The 24608-nt window shown below is 44.1% G+C and carries 10 protein-coding genes; all 10 read left to right on the top strand.

The annotated features are described in order from the left end of the window. The first annotated feature begins 38 nt into the window (after positions 1-38). On the top strand, positions 39-2459 hold the full coding sequence (locus G8O23_RS12515) for a glycoside hydrolase family 127 protein (RefSeq protein WP_166365334.1): 2421 nt from the start codon (positions 39-41) through the stop codon (positions 2457-2459). A gap of 61 nt (positions 2460-2520) precedes the next feature. Then, entirely contained in the window at positions 2521-4953 is a 2433-nt protein-coding gene (locus G8O23_RS12510) for an alpha-L-arabinofuranosidase C-terminal domain-containing protein (RefSeq protein ID WP_166365332.1), read from the top strand. After that, a complete protein-coding gene (locus tag G8O23_RS12505; protein ID WP_166365330.1) occupies positions 4950-7196 on the top strand; it encodes a S9 family peptidase in 2247 nt (748 codons plus the stop codon). Before G8O23_RS12510 ends, G8O23_RS12505 begins: the two co-directional genes overlap by 4 nt. A 73-nt stretch (positions 7197-7269) precedes the next feature. Further along, the gene (locus G8O23_RS12500) at positions 7270-7836 is read left to right on the top strand and encodes a DUF6144 family protein (protein ID WP_166365328.1); all 567 of its coding nucleotides are present in this window, start codon (positions 7270-7272) and stop codon (positions 7834-7836) included. A gap of 36 nt (positions 7837-7872) precedes the next feature. Next, entirely contained in the window at positions 7873-10605 is a 2733-nt protein-coding gene (locus tag G8O23_RS12495) for a DUF5695 domain-containing protein (RefSeq protein ID WP_166365326.1), read from the top strand. Between the two features lie 81 nt (positions 10606-10686). After that, on the top strand, positions 10687-12666 hold the full coding sequence (locus G8O23_RS12490; protein WP_166365324.1) for a metallopeptidase domain-containing protein: 1980 nt from the start codon (positions 10687-10689) through the stop codon (positions 12664-12666). Positions 12667-12710: 44 nt separating this feature from the next. Beyond that, a complete protein-coding gene (locus G8O23_RS12485; RefSeq protein WP_166365322.1) occupies positions 12711-14681 on the top strand; it encodes a glycoside hydrolase family 97 protein in 1971 nt (656 codons plus the stop codon). A gap of 40 nt (positions 14682-14721) precedes the next feature. Continuing rightward, positions 14722-17676 carry a SusC/RagA family TonB-linked outer membrane protein gene (locus tag G8O23_RS12480; protein WP_166365320.1) on the top strand — a complete coding sequence of 985 codons (2955 nt, stop codon included), beginning with the start codon at positions 14722-14724 and terminating at the stop codon, positions 17674-17676. Positions 17677-17782: 106 nt separating this feature from the next. Beyond that, a complete protein-coding gene (locus G8O23_RS12475; protein ID WP_219932509.1) occupies positions 17783-20791 on the top strand; it encodes a beta-L-arabinofuranosidase domain-containing protein in 3009 nt (1002 codons plus the stop codon). Positions 20792-21575: 784 nt separating this feature from the next. Next, entirely contained in the window at positions 21576-24593 is a 3018-nt protein-coding gene (locus G8O23_RS12470; RefSeq protein ID WP_166365316.1) for a SusC/RagA family TonB-linked outer membrane protein, read from the top strand. The last annotated feature ends 15 nt before the right edge of the window (positions 24594-24608 follow it).

Below are 24608 nucleotides of genomic sequence, written 5' to 3'. Positions count from 1 at the left end.
AGCGATTCTATTGATTAGTAACCCTAAACAACATAAATATGAAACGTATTGTACTTATTTACATCGGTATTAACTTGCTCGTTAACGGAGTTAGCCAAGCTCAGATTGCCGGTGAACACTACCCTGTTCAACCCGTACCCTTTAACCAAGTAAAACTTCAAGACAATTTCTGGTATAGTCGAGTTATAACCAACCAACGAGTTACTATTCCCATCGCCATTCAAAAAAGCGAAGAAACAGGGCGCGTAGACAATTTTAAAATTGCAGCGGGCTTAATGGATGGCAACTTTAAAACCGAGTACCCTTTCGACGATTCCGATATCTTCAAAATACTTGAAGGAGCAAGCTATTCTATCCAAGTGCTTCCAAACCCCGAGTTGGAGGCTAAGATGGACGAACTAATTCAATATGTTGGTGAGGCTCAAGAAGAAGATGGTTACCTATTTACCGTTCGCACCATCAATGGGCCCAACGGACATAGTTGGATTGGTAAATCTCGATGGGAAAAAACGCATGAACTTAGCCATGAACTATATAACTTAGGACATCTTTTCGAAGCGGCGGCTGCACACTATATGGCCACGGGCAAAAGGTCGTTACTTGATATTGCCATAAAGGCTGCCAACCTCATTGACAAAGATTTTGGGCCGGGCGAATTGCAAAGTGTGCCTGGCCATCAGGAGGTTGAGTTGGGATTAGTTAAGCTGTACAATGTTACAGGAGAAAGACACTACTTGAATCTTGCCAAGTATTTTTTAGATAATAGGGGGCAAGAAGGGATTGGACTTCACAGGGAGTACGACCAGTCGCACCTACCTGTAGTTGAACAGCGCGAAGCTGTTGGCCATTCTGTTAGGGCAACCTATATGTGGAGTGGAATGGCCGATGTTGCAGCACTTACAGACGATCTCTCATACATTAAGGCCATGGAAACCCTATGGCATGATGTGGTTTATCGAAAGCTTTACCTAACTGGGGGCATTGGAGCCATTGGTTCTCATGAAGGGTTTGGTGGGCCATTTGAACTGCCTAACATGTCGGCCTACTCTGAGACCTGCGCAGCTATAGGGAATATCTTCTGGAATCATCGTATGTTTCTAATGACAGGGGATAGCAAGTACATCGATGTACTTGAACTCTCTTTATATAATACAGTGCTATCAGGCATTGCGATGAGTGGAGACAAATTCTTCTATCCCAACCCCTTGGAGTCGCAAGGTCAGCATCAACGTAGCGAGTGGTTTGGCTGTGCTTGTTGTCCATCAAACGAGGCCCGCTTTATCCCCTCAATGCCCAACTACATTTACGCCCAGAAGGGCGATGACCTATACGTAAACCTTTACGTAGCCAGCGAGACAGACTTTGCGGTTGGTGGAAAGAGCATACGGATGACCCAGCAAGGAAATATGCCCTGGAGTGGAGCGATGCAAATTCTGATAAACCCAGAAAAACCGGTATATGCCAATATTAAGCTAAGAATACCGGGGTGGGCAAAAAACCAACTCGTTCCTAGCGATTTGTACTCCTATGCGAGCCTTTCTGATCGTCAAGTTGGCATAAAGGTAAATGGGAAAACGGTATCCTACTCCAACGACGAACTTGTTTGCACAAAGGGCTACCTTACTGTAAATAGGAAGTGGCGCAAGGGAGATGTAATTGAAGTGGATTTGCCATTGGATGTGAACAGAGTTATTTCACATCCTGCTGTTCTTGAGAATAAAGGAAAGGTAGCCTTAATGCGTGGCCCTTTGGTATATGCTGCCGAATGGCCCGATTTTGAGGACGACTACATCCTCGATATTTTGGTTGATAATCAAGCGGCTTTCCGCTCCCACTATGAACCTGATTTTTTGGACGGTATGGTTACGATCCAGGGTGAAGTAAAAGGGGTTAAGCGAGATGAGAATGGGCTTTACACACTATACCCTCGAGGGTTTAAAGCAATCCCCTATTATGCTTGGGCACATCGGGGGGCTGGGCAAATGACCGTATGGATGGCTTCTGAAGTCGATAAAGCCAGACCGAAACCGACTCCAACCATTTCCACTACTAGTAAGGTATCGTGTTCCATTAACAGTAGAACCCTTTTTGCAATAAATAATCAACTTGTTCCAACTAGTTCTGCCGACCGGAGTAACCTCTACCTACATTGGTGGCCACGAGTAAATACCACCGAATGGGTGCAGTACGATTTCGAGAAGCCTCAAGCGATATCATCATCTACAGTTTACTGGTTCGATGATGCCCCATGGGGCGGTTGTCGTATTCCAAAAGAATGGCGTATACTCTACAAGCAGGATGAGACTTGGATTCCTGTTGCCGTTGAAGAACAGTCCGATGTGAAAAAAGATACATTTAACCATATTCGTTTTAAACCTGTAACCACAAGCGCTGTGCGGATGGAAATAGTTCTTCCCGAGAATCATTCAACGGGCATACATGAGTGGGCCGTAGAGTAACTCGTTAAAGGGATCGGATTCCTTAATAATGCATCGTTTTTATAAACCATCACATAGTATTATGGAAAAGTCAAAATTTATCTGCCCCACCTCTTTCTCTGTCCTATCGTCGTGGAAATATATGCTGACGATAATATCGGGTATACTGCTCATATTTTCAACATCATGCGGAGACCCGTCAAAGAGACAAAGCCAGTGGCTTCTTTCAGCACTATCCACTTCCGACACTATTCCATCAATTTGGAATAAAGAGTATTGGAGTAAGCAACAGCATTACTCCTTTGATCGTTCCGATAGGTCAAAGTTTATGGCTCTTATCATCGACGCCGATTCCCTTACATACTCTCGGTGGTACGTAAATCAGCCCGTAACTCCATACTCAAGGTACAGGCTCTCAGGGTGGATCAAAACCGAGGAGGTAGTGCCGGGCAAACCTGGTGGAGGGGCAGGGTTTAGGGTCGGAAGGCTAACCACAGAAGGGAATAAGGTTTATGCAGGAAATACCCCGTGGACCTATGTGGAGATATTTTTTGACACCGAAGGTGACGACAGTGCCTTTATTGAGTGTGTTCTAGGAAAAGAATCCCAAGCAAAGGGTAGGGTGTATTTTGATGAGATTTATCTCGAGAGGATGTCCTCAAAAACCCTACTCCCAGAAGCAACTATAGATATTCAGAAGACATTGCACCCTATGAACGACTACATTTACGGGCAGTTTATCGAGCATATGGGAAAATGTATCTATGGCGGCATTTGGGCAGAGGTTATAAGCGATCGGAAGTTCTTCTACAAACCTGGGCACCAGAAATCTCCTTGGAAGGTTTTGGGTGACACCTCCTTGGTGTATCTGGACAAAAAGAGGCCATACACTGGTGAACAAAGCGTTGTGATTAACAATACAACCAAGCAGAGCAATGGGATTTTGCAAAGTCGGCTAGGGTTACTGGAGCAGATGGAGTATTATGGACATATCGCCTTATGGGCCAGTGCTGACGCGTTGCCCATCGAGGTGGCGCTAACCTGGGGAGACGAAGAGCATCAGGCCGATCGATGTATTATTAACAACATCGATATGGATGGGTATCATACTATCCCATTAGCCTTTATTTCAGATGCCAAAACAGAGCAGGGCCAGTTAAGTATTATCCCAAAGGGGAAAGGGCTGGTTCGCATAGGGGCCATATCGTTGATGCCAGCAAACAATATAGACGGTTTTCGTCCAGATGTTTTAGCACAAATGAAAAGGCTGAACTCGCCTATTTACAGGTGGCCTGGAGGAAACTTTGTAAGCGGCTACAACTGGAAAGATGGTATTGGCGACAGAGATAAACGCCCAACTCGTTACGAGGCGGCTTGGGATGGCATTGAACCCAACGATGTGGGCATTGATGAGTTTATGCGTTTATGTCAAATTTTAAAAACCGAAGCAAATATTGCTGTTAATACTGGGTTAGGGACTCCTAAACTTGCAGCTGAAATGGTTGAATACGTAAACGGAAGTCCTCTAAGCCCAATGGGGAAATTAAGAGCAGCCAATGGTCACACAAACCCCTATGATGTTAAGCTCTGGGCGGTGGGCAATGAGATGTTTGGCGATTGGCAGCTTGGAGTGATGCCCATTGATGAGTATGTGAAAAAGCATAACGAAACGGCACGGCTAATGTGGGCCGTTGACCCAACCATTGAGCTCATCGCCGTGGGTTATCCAGGGCATTGGAACAATATGATGTACACCCATTGTGCAGATAAGATGACCTACATCAGCGAGCATTTTTACCGTCAGGATTGGCACGCCGGGGGACTTATGACTCATGTGAAGCAAATCCCAGATGCCATTCGCTACATTGCCGATGAGCATAGGCGTGCCCGAAGGGAAATAGTTGGCTTGGATGAAAAGAATATACTAATTGCCCTTGATGAGTGGAACTACTGGTATGGTCCCCATGTTCATGGTTTGCTTGGAACTAGGTACTTTCTTCAAGATGCTCTTGGTATTGCAGCAGGGATCAACGAGTTTATGCGACAATCCGATATTTATTACATGGCAAACTACGCTCAAACCGTGAATGTTATTGGAGCCATTAAGGCAACCTCTACCGACGTGTTCATGGAGGGGACTGGTGAGGTTCTTCAACTTTACCGCAGGGAGTTTGGTAGTATTCCTGTTGAATTATCAGGCAATACAGCGCCACTCGACGTATCTGCTGCACTTACAAAGGATCGAAAACACCTCGCCATATCAGTAATAAATGCCACGGATAAAGAGCAAAATTTGCGGCTGGATTTTCGGCAGAACAATATGCCCCAAAAAGGACAACTCTTTGTAATAACAGGGCCGGATCGTTATGCATACAATGAGATTGAAGCTTTTAAGATTGTGGAAAAACAGAAACGGTTTAGCATATCGAGAAATTCTATTGAGGTACCAGCCATGAGCGCTTGCATTTTCAAATTTGAACTTGATCAATCATCATCTAAAGAACAGCTATTATGAAATTTTTTCTTAAAGCCTTAGGGTTTATTCTTATTGCCCTTTCAACAACCAACACCTTTTCACAGCTAACGGCTGATGATTACCTCAGAGCCGACTCAGCTGATACGTTTGGCAAATTAGTATACAACGCCTTCCTAACTCCAACCTGGGTAGAAAGCACATCATCATTTTGGTATGAAGTTCAAACCCGTAGGGGCAAGGAGTATTTTCTTGTTGATGGAGTGAAACTCACAAGAAAGCCTGCTTTTGACCACTTTAAGCTGGCCGAACGGCTTAGTAAAGAAACGGGTAAGGAATACAAGCCTTTTGACTTACCACTAAGGGAAATATCCTTCAACAAGACCCTTACGGAAATGGAGTTCCTTTTAGATTCAGAAAAATGGGTGCTCAACCTGAAATCAAAGAGGTTAAACAAGGATACCGACTTCAAGCCACGAAAGCAAAACCAACGTCATTGGGCGGCGGTAGATCACGAACTAAAGAATACCGAATCCAAATCGCCCGATAGCCTTTGGGTAGCATACACCAAGAATTTTAACATCTACATCAAAAATCGAAAAACGAAACAGGAATACCAGCTATCGTTCGATGGCTCTGAGGGAGAGTACTATTCAACCTATATTCAGTGGTCGCCAAACTCGAAATACATAGCGGTAAATAAAATACGCAAACCCTATGTGCGAGTAATCCACTTTATTGAGTCGTCACCTGAAGATCAACTCCAACCTAAATACCACGATTTGGAATACCCAAAACCTGGTGATGCTCTTCAGATTCGTAAACCATCTCTTTTTAATGTTGAGCAGAAAAAGAAAATTGAGGTAGATACTCAACAATTTGAACACCAGTACAGGGTTAGTACACCGGAATGGCGCAATGACAGCAGAGCTTTCACATTCGAGTTCAATCAGCGGGGGCATCAAGCTTACCAAGTGGTTGAAGTTAACGCCTCCAATGGACAGGTTAGTATACTTATAGACGAGCAAACCTCCACGTTTTTCGACTATAGCGGGAAGCGCTATCGCCACGATGTAAACGATGGACAAGAAATAATTTGGGCCTCGGAGCGTGATGGGTGGAATCATCTATACCTTTTCGAGGGTAACAGTGGGACAGTAAAGAATCAGATAACCAAAGGCCATTGGGTTGTAAGGGGAGTTGACTACGTGAACGATGATGAGCGATACATTGTTTTCAGGGGCTCAGGGCGAAACCAGAACGAGGATCCATACTTGGTAAAGTACTACCGCGTGAATTTCGATGGAACCGAGTTAATTGAGCTAACACCTGAGAATGCCCAGCATTCGGCCACATTTTCATCTGATTTCACACTATTTGTCGACAATTACTCCCGTATCGATATGCCCCCCACAACGGTTCTTCGGCAAACAACCGATGGAAAAGTAGTCATGGAGCTTGAAAAGGCCGATATTTCTGACCTAATCGACAAGGGATGGAAAACCCCAGAGGTTTTTGTGGCAAAGGGGAGAGATGGAAAAACGGATATCTGGGGTAACATTTATCGCCCCACAAACTTTGACCCGAGGAAATCATATCCCATTATCGAGGCTATCTATGCAGGCCCCCATGCCGCGCACGTCCCCAAAACGTTTCGTCCTTCGTTCGGGCATTTTAGTGCGATGGCTGAGCTCGGATTCATCATCGTGCAAATTGATGGGATGGGCACTTCCCATCGATCCAAGGAATTTCATGATGTTTGCTGGAAGAACCTAAAGGATGCAGGTTTCCCCGATCGTATACTCTGGATGAAAGCGGCAGCAAAAAAATATCCCTATATGGATGCGGAAAGAGTGGGCATCTTTGGAGGTTCGGCCGGTGGCCAGAATGCTATGGGAGCGCTGCTGTTTCATCCCGAATTTTACAAAGTGGCCGTTTCGTCTGTAGGATGCCATGACAACCGTATGGATAAAATATGGTGGAATGAGCAATGGATGGGATACCCCATTGGCCCTCACTACGATGAATCGTCGAACGTGGTGAATGCCCACAAGCTGCAAGGAAAACTGCTACTCACCGTGGGTGAAATGGATAATAATGTTGACCCATCGTCCACGCTTCAGGTGGTTAATGCACTTATTAAGGCCAATAAAGATTTTGAGTTCCTTATCTTCCCTGGGCAGGGCCATGGATCGGGGGGTAAATATGGGGAGCGAAAAAAGCGAGATTTCTTTGTAAAACATCTACTTCACCTAGCTACACCCGACTGGAATATGGTGGATTAGAAGAAAAAACGTGAGAATACATTTCTAAACATCAGTGAGCAGCATTAAGCAACCTTAAAAATTTGATTAGGATATGAGCCACTTAAGTAGAAAGGAGTTCCTTCAGAAAGCTTGTGCCTTTGGGATTTGCATGGGAGGTCTAAATGCGGTTGGTATGACTAATGAATATTCTGTTTGCAAGGTTCTGGACGACGTGAATGATAATGATTCTCGAAAAATTCACCACGCTTGGGTTGCTTCATTGCTTTCGAGTTTGGATGCAAATCTTAGCCAAGATAGGATTAAGTCAATTCTGAAATCATGCGCAGAAGCTCACTATGAGCATCTTTCAATGGATATGCTATTAAAACCCTATGTTGGGAATATTGAGAGTTTTATAGACTTTCTTGAGAAAACATGGGGGTGGAGAATTAGCTACAACAAGCTAGCTAGAACGATTATTGCGAATGAGAACAAAAGCTATTGCGTTTGCCCAATGATTAAAACACCGAATCCCATAGCCGGTTCAACGATGTGTTACTGCTCCGAAGGTTTTGCTGAGAAGATGTTTTCAGTAGTACTTGAATTACCTGTCAGTGCTTCGATTATATCATCAGTTTTAAAAGGTGATAACTGTTGTATTTACAGAATTGAGTTTTAGTTTTTGCCAACGAATTACAATTAATAAACAACAAATATGAAAAGAAAAGTAACAAAGAGTTTAGCATTCGGCTTACTGCTTTTGCTACCATTTACTTCTACGAGTCAATCGGTATGGAACAGGTTTACTGACCAGCCAAAAGTACTGGGGCATGAGCAAGGTAGCATTGAGGTACAAACTGCTGAATTTAACATTAAGCTATTAAAGTCATCTCAAACCATTGCACAACTTGAACCTAAAAAAGCATCTGGTTTTGATTTTTCTCCTGGTGATGTCCTAGATTTCCGCAGTCGGAATAATATGTACCATTTAGGCGATATCACTCTGCGCATCAGGCAGGGTGAATCGAGAGAGTGGAAGTCTTACTCCTCGGCTTCTAACAGGGCAAATATTTTGGCCATAACGCCAAAAGGGTCACAGCTGGCAGTGGCCAATCTAAGGAACACCTTTCCTGCGGATATGCCCCTGCAAATCATACGAAGTTGGGAGCGTGATGGCGATGCCTTGGTACTGCGTTTTAACCTAACAAACAATTCCACCTCGCCAGTAGAAATCGGATCTCTAGGAATCCCTATGGTATTCAACAATATACTACATGGCAAAGGACTCGACCAAGCCCATGCCGAATGTGTATTCTACGATCCATACATAGGGCAAGATGCAGGATACCTTCAGGTGGTTAGGCTGCATGGGCAAGGGCCTTTACTGCTGGTTATGCCACATCAAAACGCACCATTTGAAGCGTACGGTCCCTTACTCGACGACCCTACCCCCAAAGGTGTTACATTCGAAGGGTTTCATGAATGGATGATCCACAGCCGTGCTCATGCTGAAACAGACTGGAGCGAAGCCGTACCTTGGAATAGCCCCACCTCCTACCGTCTGCTACCAGGCGAAAGCAGGGATTATGCATTGAAATTCGTGCTAAGCGAATCCGTTCGTAGCATTGAGACAACCCTTTTGCAACATAAAAGGCCCGTTGCAGTTGGGGTTCCCGGGTATGCCCTTCCAACTGACGTGAATGCTAGGCTACTACTGAACTATCATCAGGCAATTCGATCAATTGACGTTGAGCCTGCTGGAGCACTTGTAATTAATCAGCAAACCTCAACAAGTAACGGTTGGTACAGCTTCGATGTAAAGGGTGTTGATTGGGGAAGAGCCCGGTTAACTGTAACGTATGTCGATGGGGTAAGACAAACGATTAACTACAAGGTTATTAAACCGGAAGAGCAGGTGATTGCAGATATGGGCTCATTTCTAACCAATCAGCAGTGGTACAATAATCCAGATGATCCGTTTGGGCGCTCCCCTTCAGTAATGACATTTGACTACGAGAAGATGGACTTAGTCCTTGAGGATAGCCGAGCTTGGATTGCTGGATTAAGCGATGAGGGCGGTGCAGGTTCATGGCTAGCAGCTATTATGAAGCAACTGGTGGTACCCGATAGACAGGAGCTGGAGAAACTCCAACGATTTATGCATGAAACCCTGTGGGGAGGGATTCAGAATAGCGAAGGGGACAATAAGTATGGGGTACGCAAGAGCCTCTTTATGTACGAACCCGACGAATTCCCAGATGGAACCTACAGCCCCGATGTAAACTACAGCACATGGTCTGCCTGGAATCGAAAAGAAGCCACATCGGTTGGTAGATCATACAACTACCCGCACGTAGCAGCAGCTCACTGGGTATTCTATCGTATGGCTAGGTTTTATAACGATTACCCCGCGAACGAGTCATGGCAATGGTATCTCGAGAATGCCTTTCATACATCAATTGCTATGGTTGAACAAGCACCCTACTATGCTCAGTTTGGTCAAATGGAGGGAACAATTTTTCTACTGATTCTCCTAGATCTACATCGAGAGGGGATGACCGAAATGGCTCAAAAACTGGAGCAGGTTATGAAAGCACGTGCCGACGTTTGGGATTCGCTTTCATACCCATTTGGAAGTGAGATGCCGTGGGATTCAACTGGACAGGAAGAAGTATACGCATGGTCGAAATATTTTGGTTATCATGAAAAGGCCAATGTAACACTAAATGCCATTTTAGCCTATATGCCCACGCTACCACACTGGGGGTATAACGGCAGTGCTCGTCGATACTGGGATTTTGTATATGCTGGTAAGCTCAGTCGGATTGAACGCCAACTTCATCACTATGGTTCGGGACTAAACGCGATTCCTGTTCTATCAGAGTATCGGGAAAACCCAGACGATTTCTATCTACTTAGGGTTGGCCATGCTGGACTTATGGGATCCATTGCTAATATTACTCAGGAAGGATTTGCTCCAGCAGCATTTCACTCTTTTCCCTCAACACTTCGGATTGATGGTATCAATGGTGATTACGGGCCTAACTTCTTTGGCTACTCAGTAAATTCTGGCACCTACGTCACAAACCACGAGGAATTTGGGTGGCTAAGTTTTGGCGGAAACCTAGTTCAAAACAAGAAGATTATAAGCATCTTTCCAACCACCGCTTCCCGTTCAAGGCTATTTATCACCCCCTTGGGGCTATGGTTAACCCTGGATGCAGGCCGTATTGATAAAGTCGATTTCAATGTGTCTAAGGGAACTGTAACCCTATATTTGGAGCCAACCGATAGCCATACTCCCAACGCTTTGCTAAGGATAGAACAGCCTAAGCGGATCTCCCGGATTGGAATATATAGACCAAAAGGTACTTACGCTAAGGATCGCGACACCTATGTTGTTCCTCTTTCCGAAGTGGTAAGCAAAATAGAGTTAGTACATAAGTAGCTTATAGCATATCGTTTATGTTTTTGAAATTAATTCCTAACAATGATGAAGTTAAAATTAAGTTCACTTAGTAGATGCAAAATGATGTTTCTCCTAGGGCTAGCATTCACTGCTTGTCAGCCGAAGGATGCTGATATTGTTCTTGCTCCTATAGATCCAATGGTAGTGGTTGACCAAGACGACATGACCTGGGCCGACTATAAACCAATCCCAGGAATTAGCTGGGCCGATCCAACTCTAAAACCCGAAAAAGGGTATCGTATCGCTCTTGTAGCAGTTGACTTTGACGACCAGCCTTTTGTCATGACCCTTCCTAAGCATTCTGATCTATTTGGGAACCCCCAAATAGATCCGGTGAGCAGGGAAGAAATCCCTCAGTTTTACGCCGATTTCTTCCTCAAACCCAGTGCTGTAAACAATGGCCAAACCATTAACGGCTACTGGATGGAGCAGTCTAGGGGGAAATTTGGCGTTACTGAGCTAGTGCCCTATGGCCCCTACCGAATGCCCAAAAATCTATGGGAGTACGGATTGAGCGAGTGGGGGCAAAATGAGTTCACTCCCGATGGTAGCGTGGTGAATAATAGAATGGAGCCCGATGTGGACTCGTTGTGGATAGCCGATGTTGGAGATCTGCGCAAGAACTACGATGCTATACTTAGAATATATGCAGGTTACGACGAGACAGGTATTTGGCAGGAGTTTGGTGAGATGAAGTTCTTGTCAAAGGAGGATATTCCTGCTGAGTGGGGCAATCCTAACCCCGACAAACCCCGATGGGCAGCTACCCGATACGTGGAGTGGACCTCATGGAAAGCAGCTCAAATGCAATGGGGGATTTCATCGATGCGGCAAGGAGAAAACTCTGGGACAATTACCCATGAAATTGGCCATTTAAAGTTCCGCATAGGCGATAATAATAACAATCCTTATGTTACCCCTTACCGCAGAGCAGGATCGGGTCCTTGGGATATGATGGATCGGGGAAGTTTTAATGGCCCGGGAGGCCCCCATATGCGCTGGGTAGTTCCACCTATTGCTGGCGCAGCAATGCCTGCTGGCCTTATGCTGCGCAACAGAATGGCTATCGACTTTATTTCTCCTAACGATGTGCTTATTCTTAGCCGTGATGGACTTGTAGAAACGGGAACCGTTGTGGCAAATGTTACCGCCAGAGCAGTTGAACCCCTTTTGGATTCGTATGCGGGTTTAATTGTAAGGCTCGATGGGGATTTACCCCACGACAGAACCCCAGCCTCAGATCCAGCAACAAACCCAATGTCTCCTGGCGTACCTACCTACAATTTCTACTCCATGGAAGTGGTGCAAAGAATTGGGTACGACTCATTCTGCCCTGACAATGGGGTGCTTCTGGCTTTAAACAAAGATAAAGAAGGGCATAGTGGTGGCCCTAACTCATTCAACCTTTTCAACTGGGTAATTGATGCTAATCCTGAGGATATCAATATGGTTGATTTCGTCAGACCAGATGGCTCAAAGGTTATGCGGACCGTTGCCGATTATCGCCAGCTTAACGATGCCCTATTCCATGCCGGGCTAAATTCGGGAAGCAAATTTGAATTTGTTGACGAACCTAACGGTTTGCATTTCTATGTTATTGACATACACCGCTCCAGCCAAGGAATCCTGTCGTATTCGCTTGGAGTACGCTCGCTTGATGGTGAAAAAGAGCGTACTCGTTCATTCTTACTCGAAAACCCAAAGCAGGTTTCAACTTCAAAGGGGATAAAAAGGCTCGATTTCACAATTAGGAACGATGATCGCCCAGTCGCAGACATGTCAAGTGTTCATCCATCTGGCGATGTGGCAAGGCACCTGCTGTACGATATTTACCGAGTAAAAGCAGAAGTAGTTGAAGGCGATGGCTATAAGGCTCAGCTGCTTAATGAGCTAGTCGCTGTTAAACAGGGCCATGAAGACCGAATCTCGGTTTATCTCTCTAAGGATGTAAACGCTTCACCCAACGCAACAGTGAGGTTGTCAGTTGTTTCTGAGAGTAACCCATCTGTTAGCAAGGAAACCCTTTATAAGCTGAATTAGCCATTAAAACATAAGGTGTACAACGCCATAATAAACTCAATACCATGCTAACAATTCGCAATTTATCGTTAAGTGTAATACTACTAACACTTGTAGCAAACAATTCACTAGCAAAAGAATATAAATTGTTTTCTCCCGATAAAAGCATAGAAGTATCGGTAAAGGTTAACAAGGGAATAGTTTGGAGTGCAAAGCTTAACGGAGCTATAGTAGTTGACGAATCTCCCATTGATATAGTGCTTAAGAACGGAGTACGAGCAAGCCAAGGAAAGGTAAGAAACGCGAAGCAGAAAGAAGTTAAAAACACCATTAAGCCCGAGGTTCCCTATAAGTTTAGTGAAATTTTAGACCATTATAACGAGTTAGCTTTAACTCTCAACAATGGACTATCCCTAGAGTTTAGGGCATACAACAACGGCCTGGCGTATGCTTTTGGAACAAGCTCCAAGTCCACTTTACAGGTAGAGGATGAGCCGCTCAATTTGCAATTTCCGCAAGGAACCAGTTCTTGGTTTCCGAAGGAGCAGTCAATGTATTCTCACAATGAGAACTCGTACCCTCGAATCCCAATAACCAGTATCGACGAAGTCGATTTCTGTAGCCTTCCCGTTATGTTCGAATTGTCAAATGGTAGCAAAGTGGTATTTACCGAAACTGCGCTGAGCCACTATCCCAACATGTTTCTTCGGAAAGATAGTGGCAAGCAAGGTTTTGTATCGCAATTTCCAAAGTATGTGCTCGAAGCCATTCCAAACAGCAACCGTTCCCCCGACCGGAACCAAGTAATAACGCTCGAAGCCGATTACATTGCTGTTGTTGAATCGCCTCGTAAATTCCCTTGGAGGGTTTTTCTTATTGCCAGCAACGATAGCGAAATCTTAACCAATACTCTTGCATACCAACTTGGCGAACCATCGGAAATTAAAAACCCCCAATGGATAAAGCCTGGTAAAGTGGCTTGGGACTGGTATAATGCTAACAATATTTACGGAGTGGACTTTAAATCGGGGTTAAACACCCAAACCTACAAATACTTTATCGACTTTGCCTCCGACAATGGCATTGAGTATGTAATCCTCGACGAGGGATGGACCAAAAGCACCACAGAAATTCTCGATTTTAATCCAGAAATGGATGTGAAGTGGCTTATTAACTATGCAAAAAGTAAAAATGTAGGCATTATCCTTTGGGTACTTTGGAAACCTTTGGACGAAAATACTGAAGAAATATTGCAGATTTATCAATCGTGGGGGGCAAAAGGCATTAAAGTGGACTTCATGCAACGCTCGGATCAGGCTATGGTTAGCTCATACGAAAAAATAGCAGCAATCTCAGCCAGCCTTGAGCTTCTGGTCAATTTCCATGGCAGCTTCAAGCCAGCAGGTTTGCAACGAAAATATCCCAATGTGGTGAATTTTGAGGGAGTAAAAGGCGGGGAACACAATAAGTGGTCCGACCACTTAACGCCCGACCATAACCTAACCATACCCTTCATAAGAATGGCTGCTGGCCCAATGGACTATACTCCAGGCTCTATGATTAATACCACTAAGGGTAACTTTGCCATAAGCTACGATCGACCCATGAGCCAAGGCACACGCTGTCATCAGCTTGCAATGTTTATACTATACGATGCCCCCCTACAGATGATGTGCGAGTCGCCATCGACCTACATCAGGGAACAGGAGTGTACCGATTTCATCGCACAAATCCCAACAACTTGGGATGAAACCAGAGTTTTCAAGGCTAAAATAAGCGATTACGTTGTTATCGCACGCCGAAAGGGAAACGATTGGTTTATTGCAGCTATGACCGATTGGACTCCTCGATCCTTTGAACTTCCCTTGTCATTTTTAAAAGGGACCTTTGAGGCCACCATTATGAGCGATGGCATTAATGCCGACAGGTATGCACCAGACTATAAAAAAACAGCTAAGACGCTAACACCCAACGACACGATTACCATCGATATGAAACCTGGAGGTGGGTACGCTGCCATCCTAAGGGCAAAATAGCATTTATAATCAGAGGTCACCCTTAACCTAAACCCTACAAATGAAAGCAATAGTTTCCAAATCATTAGCAAAAGTAAGCGGAATGCATTCCAATCATAAACAGATTATCGTAGTTTGTTTTACTGCTTGCCTGGCATTCTTACATATAGCTGCTAATGGGGAAACTATTGGTCAAACCCAAATCCCGTCATATACCCCAACGGGCGGATATGTTAAGGAAATTTCAAAGATGACAAGTAGCCCCAACCAAGTTTTACTTACTGTTGAGGCTATTCTCGATACTCTTGTTGCCAAGCAGGATATCCTTCTTCATACCAACGATTCGGGAGCAAACCAAACAGCAACAGATGATACTAGTTCAGTTACCTCAAATCGACTTGAGCAAGAAGTCAATATAGTTTACGATTCCCAGAAACGAGCAAGTGTAACTGGTGCAATCTCATCCGTTGGCTCAGAACAGATTACCCAAGGGCCTGTTAGGGATATTGGGCAACTGCTAAGGGGGCGTGTGCCAGGTCTTAGCATTAATATGCCCAGCGGAAATCCTTTAGATAATGTGGAAATCAGCTTAAGGGGAACAAAATCTTTTTCGTTAGGTAGTTCACCGCTTATACTAATCGATGGAATACCCGGAGATCTGAATACGATTGCCCCGCAGGATGTTGAAACCATAGAGGTGCTAAAAGACGGTTCTGCCATGGCCATTTATGGTAGCCGTGCCGCCAACGGGGTACTCATTGTTACCACTCGCAGGGGGCATCGGAACTCGCCCCTAAGGGTCGAGTATCGATCGCACATTGGTACCGAGAGCCTTGTGGGCAGACCCGATTTTCTTACCGCTCAGGATGTTAGACGACTAAACGAGCAGGGAGTCACCAACTATACCGATTATGGGGATAGTAACGATTTGTTGAGGGAGATAACCCGAACCCCAATGACCATGATGCATGACATAAGCATTAGCGGCGGCAGTAACAACACTTGGTACTCTGGTTCGCTTAACTACAACCTGAACGAGGGCATATTCCTTAAATCGGCTAGGGAGTCAACCAAGTTTCGGTTAAACCTTACGCACACTATGCTTGACAATAAGATTACCATTAGCATGGGAACCATTGCCGGGATGGAAAACCGATCGAACAACGATTTTGAGCAGGCATACTACCAGGCATTAAAAAATAATCCCACCATGCCATTAAAAAATGATGATGGGAGCTGGTTTTACCCCATACCTTATTTGACATACAATCCCGTTGCCATGATCACCGAATGCTCCATACCCGAAAGGAATAGAAATGCACGATTCTATGGGAGCATCAATTTCAAACCCATACAGAATTTGGATATGCAGCTGTTTGTGGCCCGAAGCCTGGGTAGCCAAGCCAATGGCAACTACATAACCAAGCAGCATCCTTATTCTATAGGTACAAGTAGAACCAATTCATATAGTATAGCGACCTCGCGCGACGACATTCTTGAGTTTACAACACGTTATAGCAAGGCAATTGGCAATCACGAGTTCCGAGTTCTGGGAGGGTATAGCTATTCAAGTTCTGCAATGGATGGGCTAAATTTGAGTAAAATCAAATCGCCAATTAATCTAATGGGATTCAACCAACTAGGTGCAGCTAGTTGGCAATATGATGAGAACACCTCTGTAAATGGATGGTCAACCCCCTCACGTACCATCGGTTTCTTTGGGCGGGTTAACTACAGTTACTCCGGTAAATACCTGCTGCAGGTAAGTAACCGGTACGAGGGCTCCTCTACTTTTGGGGAATCTAACCGTTGGGGACACTTCCCGGCGGTACAGCTGGGCTGGCGCGTAAGCCAGGAATCGTTCATGAGCCCCTTTAGCTACATTAACGATTTAAAAGTTCGATTTGGGATTGGTGTTACCGGTTTACAACCTTCACTTTCGCAGCCTAACCTTCCCATATATGCTGTCTCGGCGAATGCTTTTATTAATGGGGAGTGGATTCCAACTCTTGTGCCAGCAAATTCACCCAATCCCAACCTGAAATGGGAACAAAGCGTTGAGAAGAATATAGGTGTTGATTTTAGCCTCTTAAACCAGCGGCTATCGGGGTCGATAGATTTTTATAAGCAGAGTAATTCCGATTTGGTTTATGAACATTTTACTAAATCACCTCCTGCCTTTACTAATAGAATTCTTGCAAATGGTTTTGAAATTGAGAATGTTGGGCTCGAGATTCTTGTTGATTTTGCCGTAACTCAATCCAACGCCATAAGCTGGAATACTATGGTTGCTTACTCAACCAATGCAAACAAGGTAGTCTCCCTTTATAGCAGCCAGCTTCAAACCTCTCTCGATTACATTGATGCTGGGTATTTTTCTGAACCTGTTGGAGTGCATTCCCAACGAATCCAAGTTGGTAAGGCTATTGGAAGTTTCTGGGGGTATAAGTCAGTTGGCGTTAATGAGCAGGGAGACTGGCTAATAGAAAAACCCGATGGGGAAATTGTTGAAATTTTAGATGCTAATTATAACGATAGACAGTATATTGGAAACGGGGTACCGAAGCATACCCTATCGTGGACTAACACGCTTCGCTACCGGGCATTCGACCTAAGCGTGTCGCTTCGCGGCGCATTTGGTTTTCAACTAATCAACACCTATCGTATGTACTATGAAAATTCGACGCGAGCACCCTATTACAATGTTCTAAGTTCGGCTTTCGATCCTATAGATGGTGTTACCCTTTCAAGCCCTCTGGCTTTTGTAAGCCATTACCTTGAGAATGGCGACTACCTTAAGCTCGACAACCTTACACTTGGTTACACCTGTAAGGCACAGAATCGATATGTGCAGCATGTAAGGCTATACGCTTCGGCCAGCAACCTGTTTACAATAACCGGCTATAAGGGTGTCGACCCCGAGGTTAGCATTGTTGGAATGGCTCCTGGTTTTGACGATTTGGAGAAATACCCAACCACCCGCACGTTTGCCTTTGGTATAAATGTAAGTTTTTAAGCTTTAGAGATAACAACACTAATTATTTGTTTTAAAATTCCTAAATATGAACTCAATTATGAAAACATCAAAGTTGTTTTTGGGACTGATACTCAGTCTATGTATTATGAGTGCAAATCATGTGTTTGCGCAGGGCGGCGACCAAATTCTTGATGGAATAGGGGAAACGGACTTGAATGCCCGCTATATCTTCCGAGGAGACCTAAACGACTGGTCTCGAAATAACCTTCATTCAAGGATACAAGGTTCCGATTTCAGATTTGAGAAGGATAACGTGTTTGGCGATGTCCTATCCTTATCGGGAGATCAAGAAGTATTTATAACTATCCCTGGCGAATCCGTTACTGGGCTAGAATCACTAAGCATCACAGGCTGGATCTACTTACGTTCATCAGAAGTAGGCCAAGTACTTTTCGATTTTGGGCAAAATAGCCAGCTACACCTCCAAGCTGAAACCGTTAAGGAAAACGACGGGATAGGGTATATGGTGCAAATCCAAACCGAAAAAGATAAGTTTGTGGTTCAAACTCCCGCCCTCGAATTGAATAAATGGAATCATTTAGCCGTAGTTATTAATATTCCCACTAGAACACTTAGTAGTTATATAAACGGTATGCTAGTGGGTCAGACTCGTAATGTTTCAGTGAACTTGCAGCATCTATTCGACAACAGAACCGTTAGTAACAATAAACTCTACATTGGAAAATCGATAGCCCCAAACCACAAAAACCTAAATGCCAAGCTGCATGATTTTAGAATCTACCGTATTCCCTTAAACAATGGTCAAGTAGCCAGAATTCATGCCAATGCCTTGAATCTGGATCAACCTGTCGTTAGAGTGCGAGACGAAGCCGATCCCAGCCTTCCAAAGTATTCCGAAAATACTCCTCAGCTATACAATGCTTACCTAATAAGCGTTCCCGACATCAAAGTGGAAACAGCAGTGGGGCATCTCCCCAGCCTTCCTGCTTATGTACAAGGTGTTTACAGCGATGGCATTGAGGGGCCAAGCGTAAGGGTTATCTGGCCCGCACCCGAGGATAACAAGCAAGTTCTTGCCCCAGGTACTTACACCGTTAAAGGCAGGATCGCTGGCTCTCATATACAGCCCACTGCTTTTGTTACCGTATCGGAAGCAAAAAAAATAACCATCCCAAATCAAACCTTGGGAGATTTTGGCCTGAATCGAGTTATCCTAAAAACTGATCTTGAAAACAACGACACCAAGTTTATCGAAAACCGCGATAAATTTGTAACCGTTCTTGCTAAAACCAATCCCGACAACTTCCTTTACATGTTCCGAAACGCTTTTGGGCAAGCACAACCTAAAGGTGCAGAACCTTTGGGCGTGTGGGATAGCCAGCTAACAAAACTTCGCGGCCATGCAACAGGGCATTACCTAACTGCCTTAGCCCAAGCCTACGAGAGCGCTTCCTACGATCCATCGCTCCAGGCAACTTTTCTCCAAAAGATTGACTACATGGTGAATACGCTTTATGAACTGGCCCAAATGTCTGGACACCCCAGTGTAGCCGGCGGAGATTTTGTTTCCGACCCAACGGCTGTTCCCCCTGCCCCAGGCAAATTGGGTTACGACTCAGACCTAAGCGAGGATGGCATAAGAACAGATTACTGGAATTGGGGACTAGGATATATTAGTGCGTACCCACCCGATCAGTTTATCATGCTTGAGCATGGTGCAACCTACGGAACAGACAATACCAGAATATGGGCACCCTACTATACATTAGATAAAATCCTTGCCGGATTGATGGATATTTACGAGGTGTGTGGCAATGAGATGGCATTAGAAACGGCCAAAGGCATGAGCGACTGGGTATATGCCCGTCTAAGCAAACTACCTACAGAAACCCTTATAAGCATGTGGAACAGATATATTGCTGGAGAATATGGGGGAATGAATGATGCCATGGCACGATTGTATAGGTTGACCAACAATCCAACATACCTGGAAACTGCAAAGATTTTCGATAATATTAGGATGTTTTTTGGTGACTCCAATCGTTCCCATGGACTAGCCAAAAATGTTGATATGTTCAGGGGATTGCACTCCAATACACACATTCCGCAAATTCTCGGAGCACTTGAAGTGTATCGTTCCTCAGGTGCCCCCGAGTATTTCCACATAGCCAACAACTTCTGGAGAATGGCTACCAACGACTATATGTATAATATTGGAGGAGTTGCTGGAGCCAGCAATCCTGCTAATGCTGAGTGCTTTACTGCTCAACCAGCAACCCTTTACGAAAACGGGTTCTCTGCAGGTGGACAGAATGAAACGTGTGCTACCTACAACATGCTAAAGCTAACCCGGGAACTATTCCTTTTCGACCAGCGTCCAGAGCTAATGGATTACTACGAACAAGCACTTTACAATCATATTCTAGCATCCGTTGCAGAGGACTCTCCAGCAAATACATACCATGTGCCGTTGAGACCAGGTTCCATTAAACAGTTTGGCAACCCGCATATGAAGGGATTTACCTGCTGTAACGGAACAGCCATTGAGAGCAATACAAAGCTTCACAACTCAATCTACTTTAGAAGCACCGATAACCAAGCTCTATATGTAAATCTATATGTCCCCTCTACCTTAGAATGGACAGAAAGAAATATTACAATTACCCAAGAAACCTCCTACCCAAACGATGATCATACACGCTTAACCATTGAAGGAAAAGGAAAATTTGACCTTCGTGTCCGCGTACCGCATTGGGCTAGTAAAGGATTCTATGTGAAAATAAATGGCAAGAGCCAAAAAGTTAAGGCTGTTCCAGGTACGTACCTTACCCTAAGAAGAAATTGGAAGAATGGCGACACTGTTGATCTGCATATGCCCTTTCACTTCTATCTTAAGCCCGTTATGGATCAGCAAAACATAGCAAGTTTATTCTACGGGCCAGTTCTACTCGCCGCTCAAGAATCTACCCCATTAAACGAATGGCGTAAGGTATCTCTAGATGCTAATGATATTAGCAAGTCAATTACTGGCGACCCCAAAAAATTGGAGTTTACAATTGAGGGTGTTAAGTTCAAACCTTTTTACGACACTTACGGGCGACACTCAGTTTATCTAGATGTGACGCTAAAGTAGAACGCTCGCAAACGAAATAACTGCAACGAAAAGTAATGCGGGGCAAGCGTGAGATTCGCTTTGCCCCGCATAGTTTTTTCCCATTTACTCAACATGTATATTCACCTGACGGATTTTATGTAACCAAACCCATAAACAATAAACAGGCAAAACACTAAATTGGTCTTGTATACTATTATAAATCATTTATTCTCCCTACCATCCCTTTTTGGACAATCCCTTCCGCATAACAAATCGTTAGGTTTATTTCATTTGCCTTTCCCCGACTACACAACCCTTCCTTTTCTATAGTAAGTAATGAAACAAAGATACTTTCGGCAAAAAGGCATTATTCAAAGTACTAAAATTTCATGTGTAATTAGTAATGAAAACTTGCTACAACATTGAAGTATCATAGGCTATGAAAGAGTAAAGTTTAGAGTTTAAACTTGTTCATATATTACTCTCTCATAATGCATTATAATACTAGCCTGAACACTTGGAACTAAAGGTTTAATACGATTTGCTCACTGCTCATAAAGTCCAAAACCACTGCATTAATTTAGACTAATTAGATATTGGGTTGTATTGTCAAAAAAAGTTAATGTTTTCTTACGGTTATATTAAAAAAGTGTTAATATTACACTTTATATAATAAGTGTATATGCAACACCTATAAATTGACACTTATAAAGTAGGTAACCTATTTAAGCAAAAATGCCGGTCTTGGTCTCCGGGAAACAGACCTCCACCTAAAAAGTATGTTAAACAAAAAAAACATCACATGAATCAAAAAGCTATTAAGATGAGTAAACTCGCAGTTTTACGAGCCAGACACATCCTAGTTCTGGTTCTTACTATCGGGTTATTGCCTAGTTTTGGGAGTAGTAGCTATGCCTCAACTACTTCTGAAACAGAGCATGTTCTTGCTATTGCTCAACAGGCCAATGTAGTAACTGGGCAAGTTAGCGATGCGCTCTCCAACGAGCCTTTGCCTGGTGTGTCGGTTTTTATAAAAGGGACAACCGCTGGCACATCAACCGATGACAAAGGTTCCTACACGCTGAGCGTTAGTGGGCCAACTGACGTTCTTGTTTTCTCGTTTATTGGGTACGAAACACACGAGGAAACAGTGGGTACAAAACGAATTATCAATGTGTCGCTTTATACCGCAATGACTGAACTCGATGAGATTGTGGTTGTTGGATACGGTACACAACGCCGTGGTGACATCACCAGTTCGGTGGCCAGTGTGAACGAGAAAGACTTTCAAAAGGGTAGTGTTCGCGATGCCGCTCAGCTAATTGCAGGTCGTACTGCTGGCTTACGGGTTGGGGTTACAAGTGGTGATCCAACCGCAGGTACCGAAATATCGTTACGTGGTTTCTCAACCGTATACGGTATTAGCAGTCCGCTTGTAATTATTGATGGTATCCCAGGCAGCCTTAGTACAGTTGCTCCTGAGGACATTGAATCCATCGATGTTTTAAAGGATGGTTCTGCTGCGGCAATTTATGGTACAAGGGGTACCAATGGTGTTATTCTTATTACTACCCGCAAGGCCAAAAGGAACACTTCTACTGTTGACTACAGCTCATATGTAGCCGTTCAATCCATTGCTCGCCAACTCGATTTCCTCGATGCCAGTGACTATCGTCGCTTGATAAGTGAGGGGTATGATTTTATTGATCACGGGTATGATACCGATTGGCTTTCGGAGGTTACCAGAGCAAATCCAATTAGTCACAACCACAACCTCACGGTTATGGGTTCTTCGGAAAGTTCTAGCTACACTGGCTCCTTCAACTACAGGGAAACAGAGGGTCTTTTCCTTAAATCGGACAATCAGGACTACCGACTACGCCTTGATGCAACCCATTCGATGTTCGATAATAAGTTAAAGATCAATGTTAATCTTTTAACTCGCCAGCAAACTTACTGGACAGGAGGCGATGGCTATAGCTTCAACAGCTATGTATATCGCCAAGCACTAATCCGCAATCCAACGGATAGGCCAATGGATGATGAAGGAAACTGGATTGAACGTGATGTATATTTCTACGACAACCCATCAGCCTACATCCAGGAAACCGATGGTGAATTCAAGCGGAAAAGCCAAAGGTTATCTGGTAATATCATTTACCAGCCCATAAAAGATTTGAACCTCAAGCTACTGGTGTCGAAAAGTTCTAATAGCAATGCTACTGGATTCTATCAAACTAAGAACCACGTATCTACCACCAAGTATGGAAGGAATGGGTTTGCCTCTAGAGGAGCTACTAATTCAGATGATTTACTGCTAGAATTCACCACCGACTATAACCTTGAGCTAGATAAGCACCGTTTTACAGCTCTAGGTGGATATAGCTATCAAGAGAGTATGTACGACAACTTCTGGATGCAGAACTGGGACTTCCCAACCGACAACTACACTTACAACAATATGGGGTCAGGAAACGCCTTAATTCGTGGCGAAGCTCCAATAAGCAGTTATAGAAGTATGAATAAACTAATCGGATTCTTTGGCCGATTAAACTATAACTTCGACGATCGCTACTTATTAATGGCCAGCGTACGTAGGGAGGGATCCTCGAAATTCGGTGCAAACCACAAGTGGGGAACTTTCCCTTCAGTTTCGGCTGGTTGGAGAATAAGCCAAGAGTCGTTTTTAAAAGATCTTGAAATTCTTAATAACCTAATGGTACGTGCAGGCTTTGGGGTAACAGGAACTGAACCCAACGACCCATACATGTCGCTAACCACCCTGAGCTACGCTTCGCGCTTCTACTATCAGGGCGAGTGGATACAAGGGTTAACACCCGCACAGAACCCAAACCCAGATTTACGCTGGGAGCAAAAACAGGAGTATAACCTTGGACTGGAGTTTGCTTTACTAAATCATAGGATCAGCGGTAGTTTCGATATGTACAAAAGGCATACTACCGATATGCTTTGGTGGTACACCGTGCCCGTTCCTCCATTCCTATTTGGCAGTATGCTGGCTAACGTGGGCGAAACTGAGAACAAAGGGATTGAAGCACTTATCCGTCTGGTGCCAGTTAGGGGGAAAGATTTTGAGTGGAGTACTAGTATTTCCTACTCTACTAATAGTATGAAGCTTCTATCACTATCGAACGACACCTACTCAACCGATGCAGACTTTTTCTACGAGGGCCATACAGGTGAACCAGTACAGGAGTACACCCACCGTATTGAGATAGGTGGTTCAATTGGCAACTTCTGGGGATATAAGTCGGTTGATATTGACGAGAATGGCCGTTGGATTATAGAAAAGCCCGACGGGACACGCATTCCAATAGATCAATCTACTCCAGACGACAAGCAGGTGCTAGGCAATGGTATTCCTAAGCATGTGCTTAACTGGAATCACCAATTCTCATATAAGAACTTTGATCTTGACATATCGATGCGCGGTGCTTTTGGGTATCAAATTTTAAACTTCACTCGCTTATACTACGAGAACCCCAGAGTAACCCAATACAATATGCTTGCCTCAGCTTACGATAAAGTGTACGATAAAGCTGTGTTAAACAACGACCTTGCATACGTAAGCCACTACGTTGAAGACGGTGATTACTGGAAAATTGACAATATTGCATTAGGTTACAATTTTGCTACGCAAAACATTAAGCATATCAGCTCGGCAAGAGTGTATGTTGCTGCTCAGAACTGTTTTACCATTACGGGCTACAAGGGCATTGATCCCGAGGTTAACTTTACTGGTTTGTACCCAGGGAATGACCAAAGGGATAAGTACCCAACCACACGAACTTTTACCATTGGTGTAAATCTTAAGTTTTAATTATCAAAATTTGAT

It is taken from the genome of Perlabentimonas gracilis (assembly GCF_011174675.1).
Lineage (GTDB): Bacteria > Bacteroidota > Bacteroidia > Bacteroidales > Tenuifilaceae > Perlabentimonas > Perlabentimonas gracilis.
The sequence above is the reverse complement of the archived record's forward strand: the minus strand, read 5'-3'. Positions and strand labels throughout refer to the sequence as shown.

Excerpts from the sequence above, each read along its gene's own strand:
- G8O23_RS12480 (WP_166365320.1), top strand. The coding sequence starts at position 14,722 with ATGAAAGCAATAGTTTCCAAATCATTAGCAAAAGTAAGCGGAATGCAT.
- G8O23_RS12515 (WP_166365334.1), top strand. The coding sequence starts at position 39 with ATGAAACGTATTGTACTTATTTACATCGGTATTAACTTGCTCGTTAAC.
- G8O23_RS12485 (WP_166365322.1), top strand. The coding sequence starts at position 12,711 with ATGCTAACAATTCGCAATTTATCGTTAAGTGTAATACTACTAACACTT.
- G8O23_RS12470 (WP_166365316.1), top strand. The coding sequence starts at position 21,576 with ATGAGTAAACTCGCAGTTTTACGAGCCAGACACATCCTAGTTCTGGTT.
- G8O23_RS12490 (WP_166365324.1), top strand. The coding sequence starts at position 10,687 with ATGATGTTTCTCCTAGGGCTAGCATTCACTGCTTGTCAGCCGAAGGAT.
- G8O23_RS12500 (WP_166365328.1), top strand. The coding sequence starts at position 7,270 with ATGAGCCACTTAAGTAGAAAGGAGTTCCTTCAGAAAGCTTGTGCCTTT.
- G8O23_RS12510 (WP_166365332.1), top strand. The coding sequence starts at position 2,521 with ATGGAAAAGTCAAAATTTATCTGCCCCACCTCTTTCTCTGTCCTATCG.
- G8O23_RS12505 (WP_166365330.1), top strand. The coding sequence starts at position 4,950 with ATGAAATTTTTTCTTAAAGCCTTAGGGTTTATTCTTATTGCCCTTTCA.
- G8O23_RS12495 (WP_166365326.1), top strand. The coding sequence starts at position 7,873 with ATGAAAAGAAAAGTAACAAAGAGTTTAGCATTCGGCTTACTGCTTTTG.
- G8O23_RS12475 (WP_219932509.1), top strand. The coding sequence starts at position 17,783 with ATGAGTGCAAATCATGTGTTTGCGCAGGGCGGCGACCAAATTCTTGAT.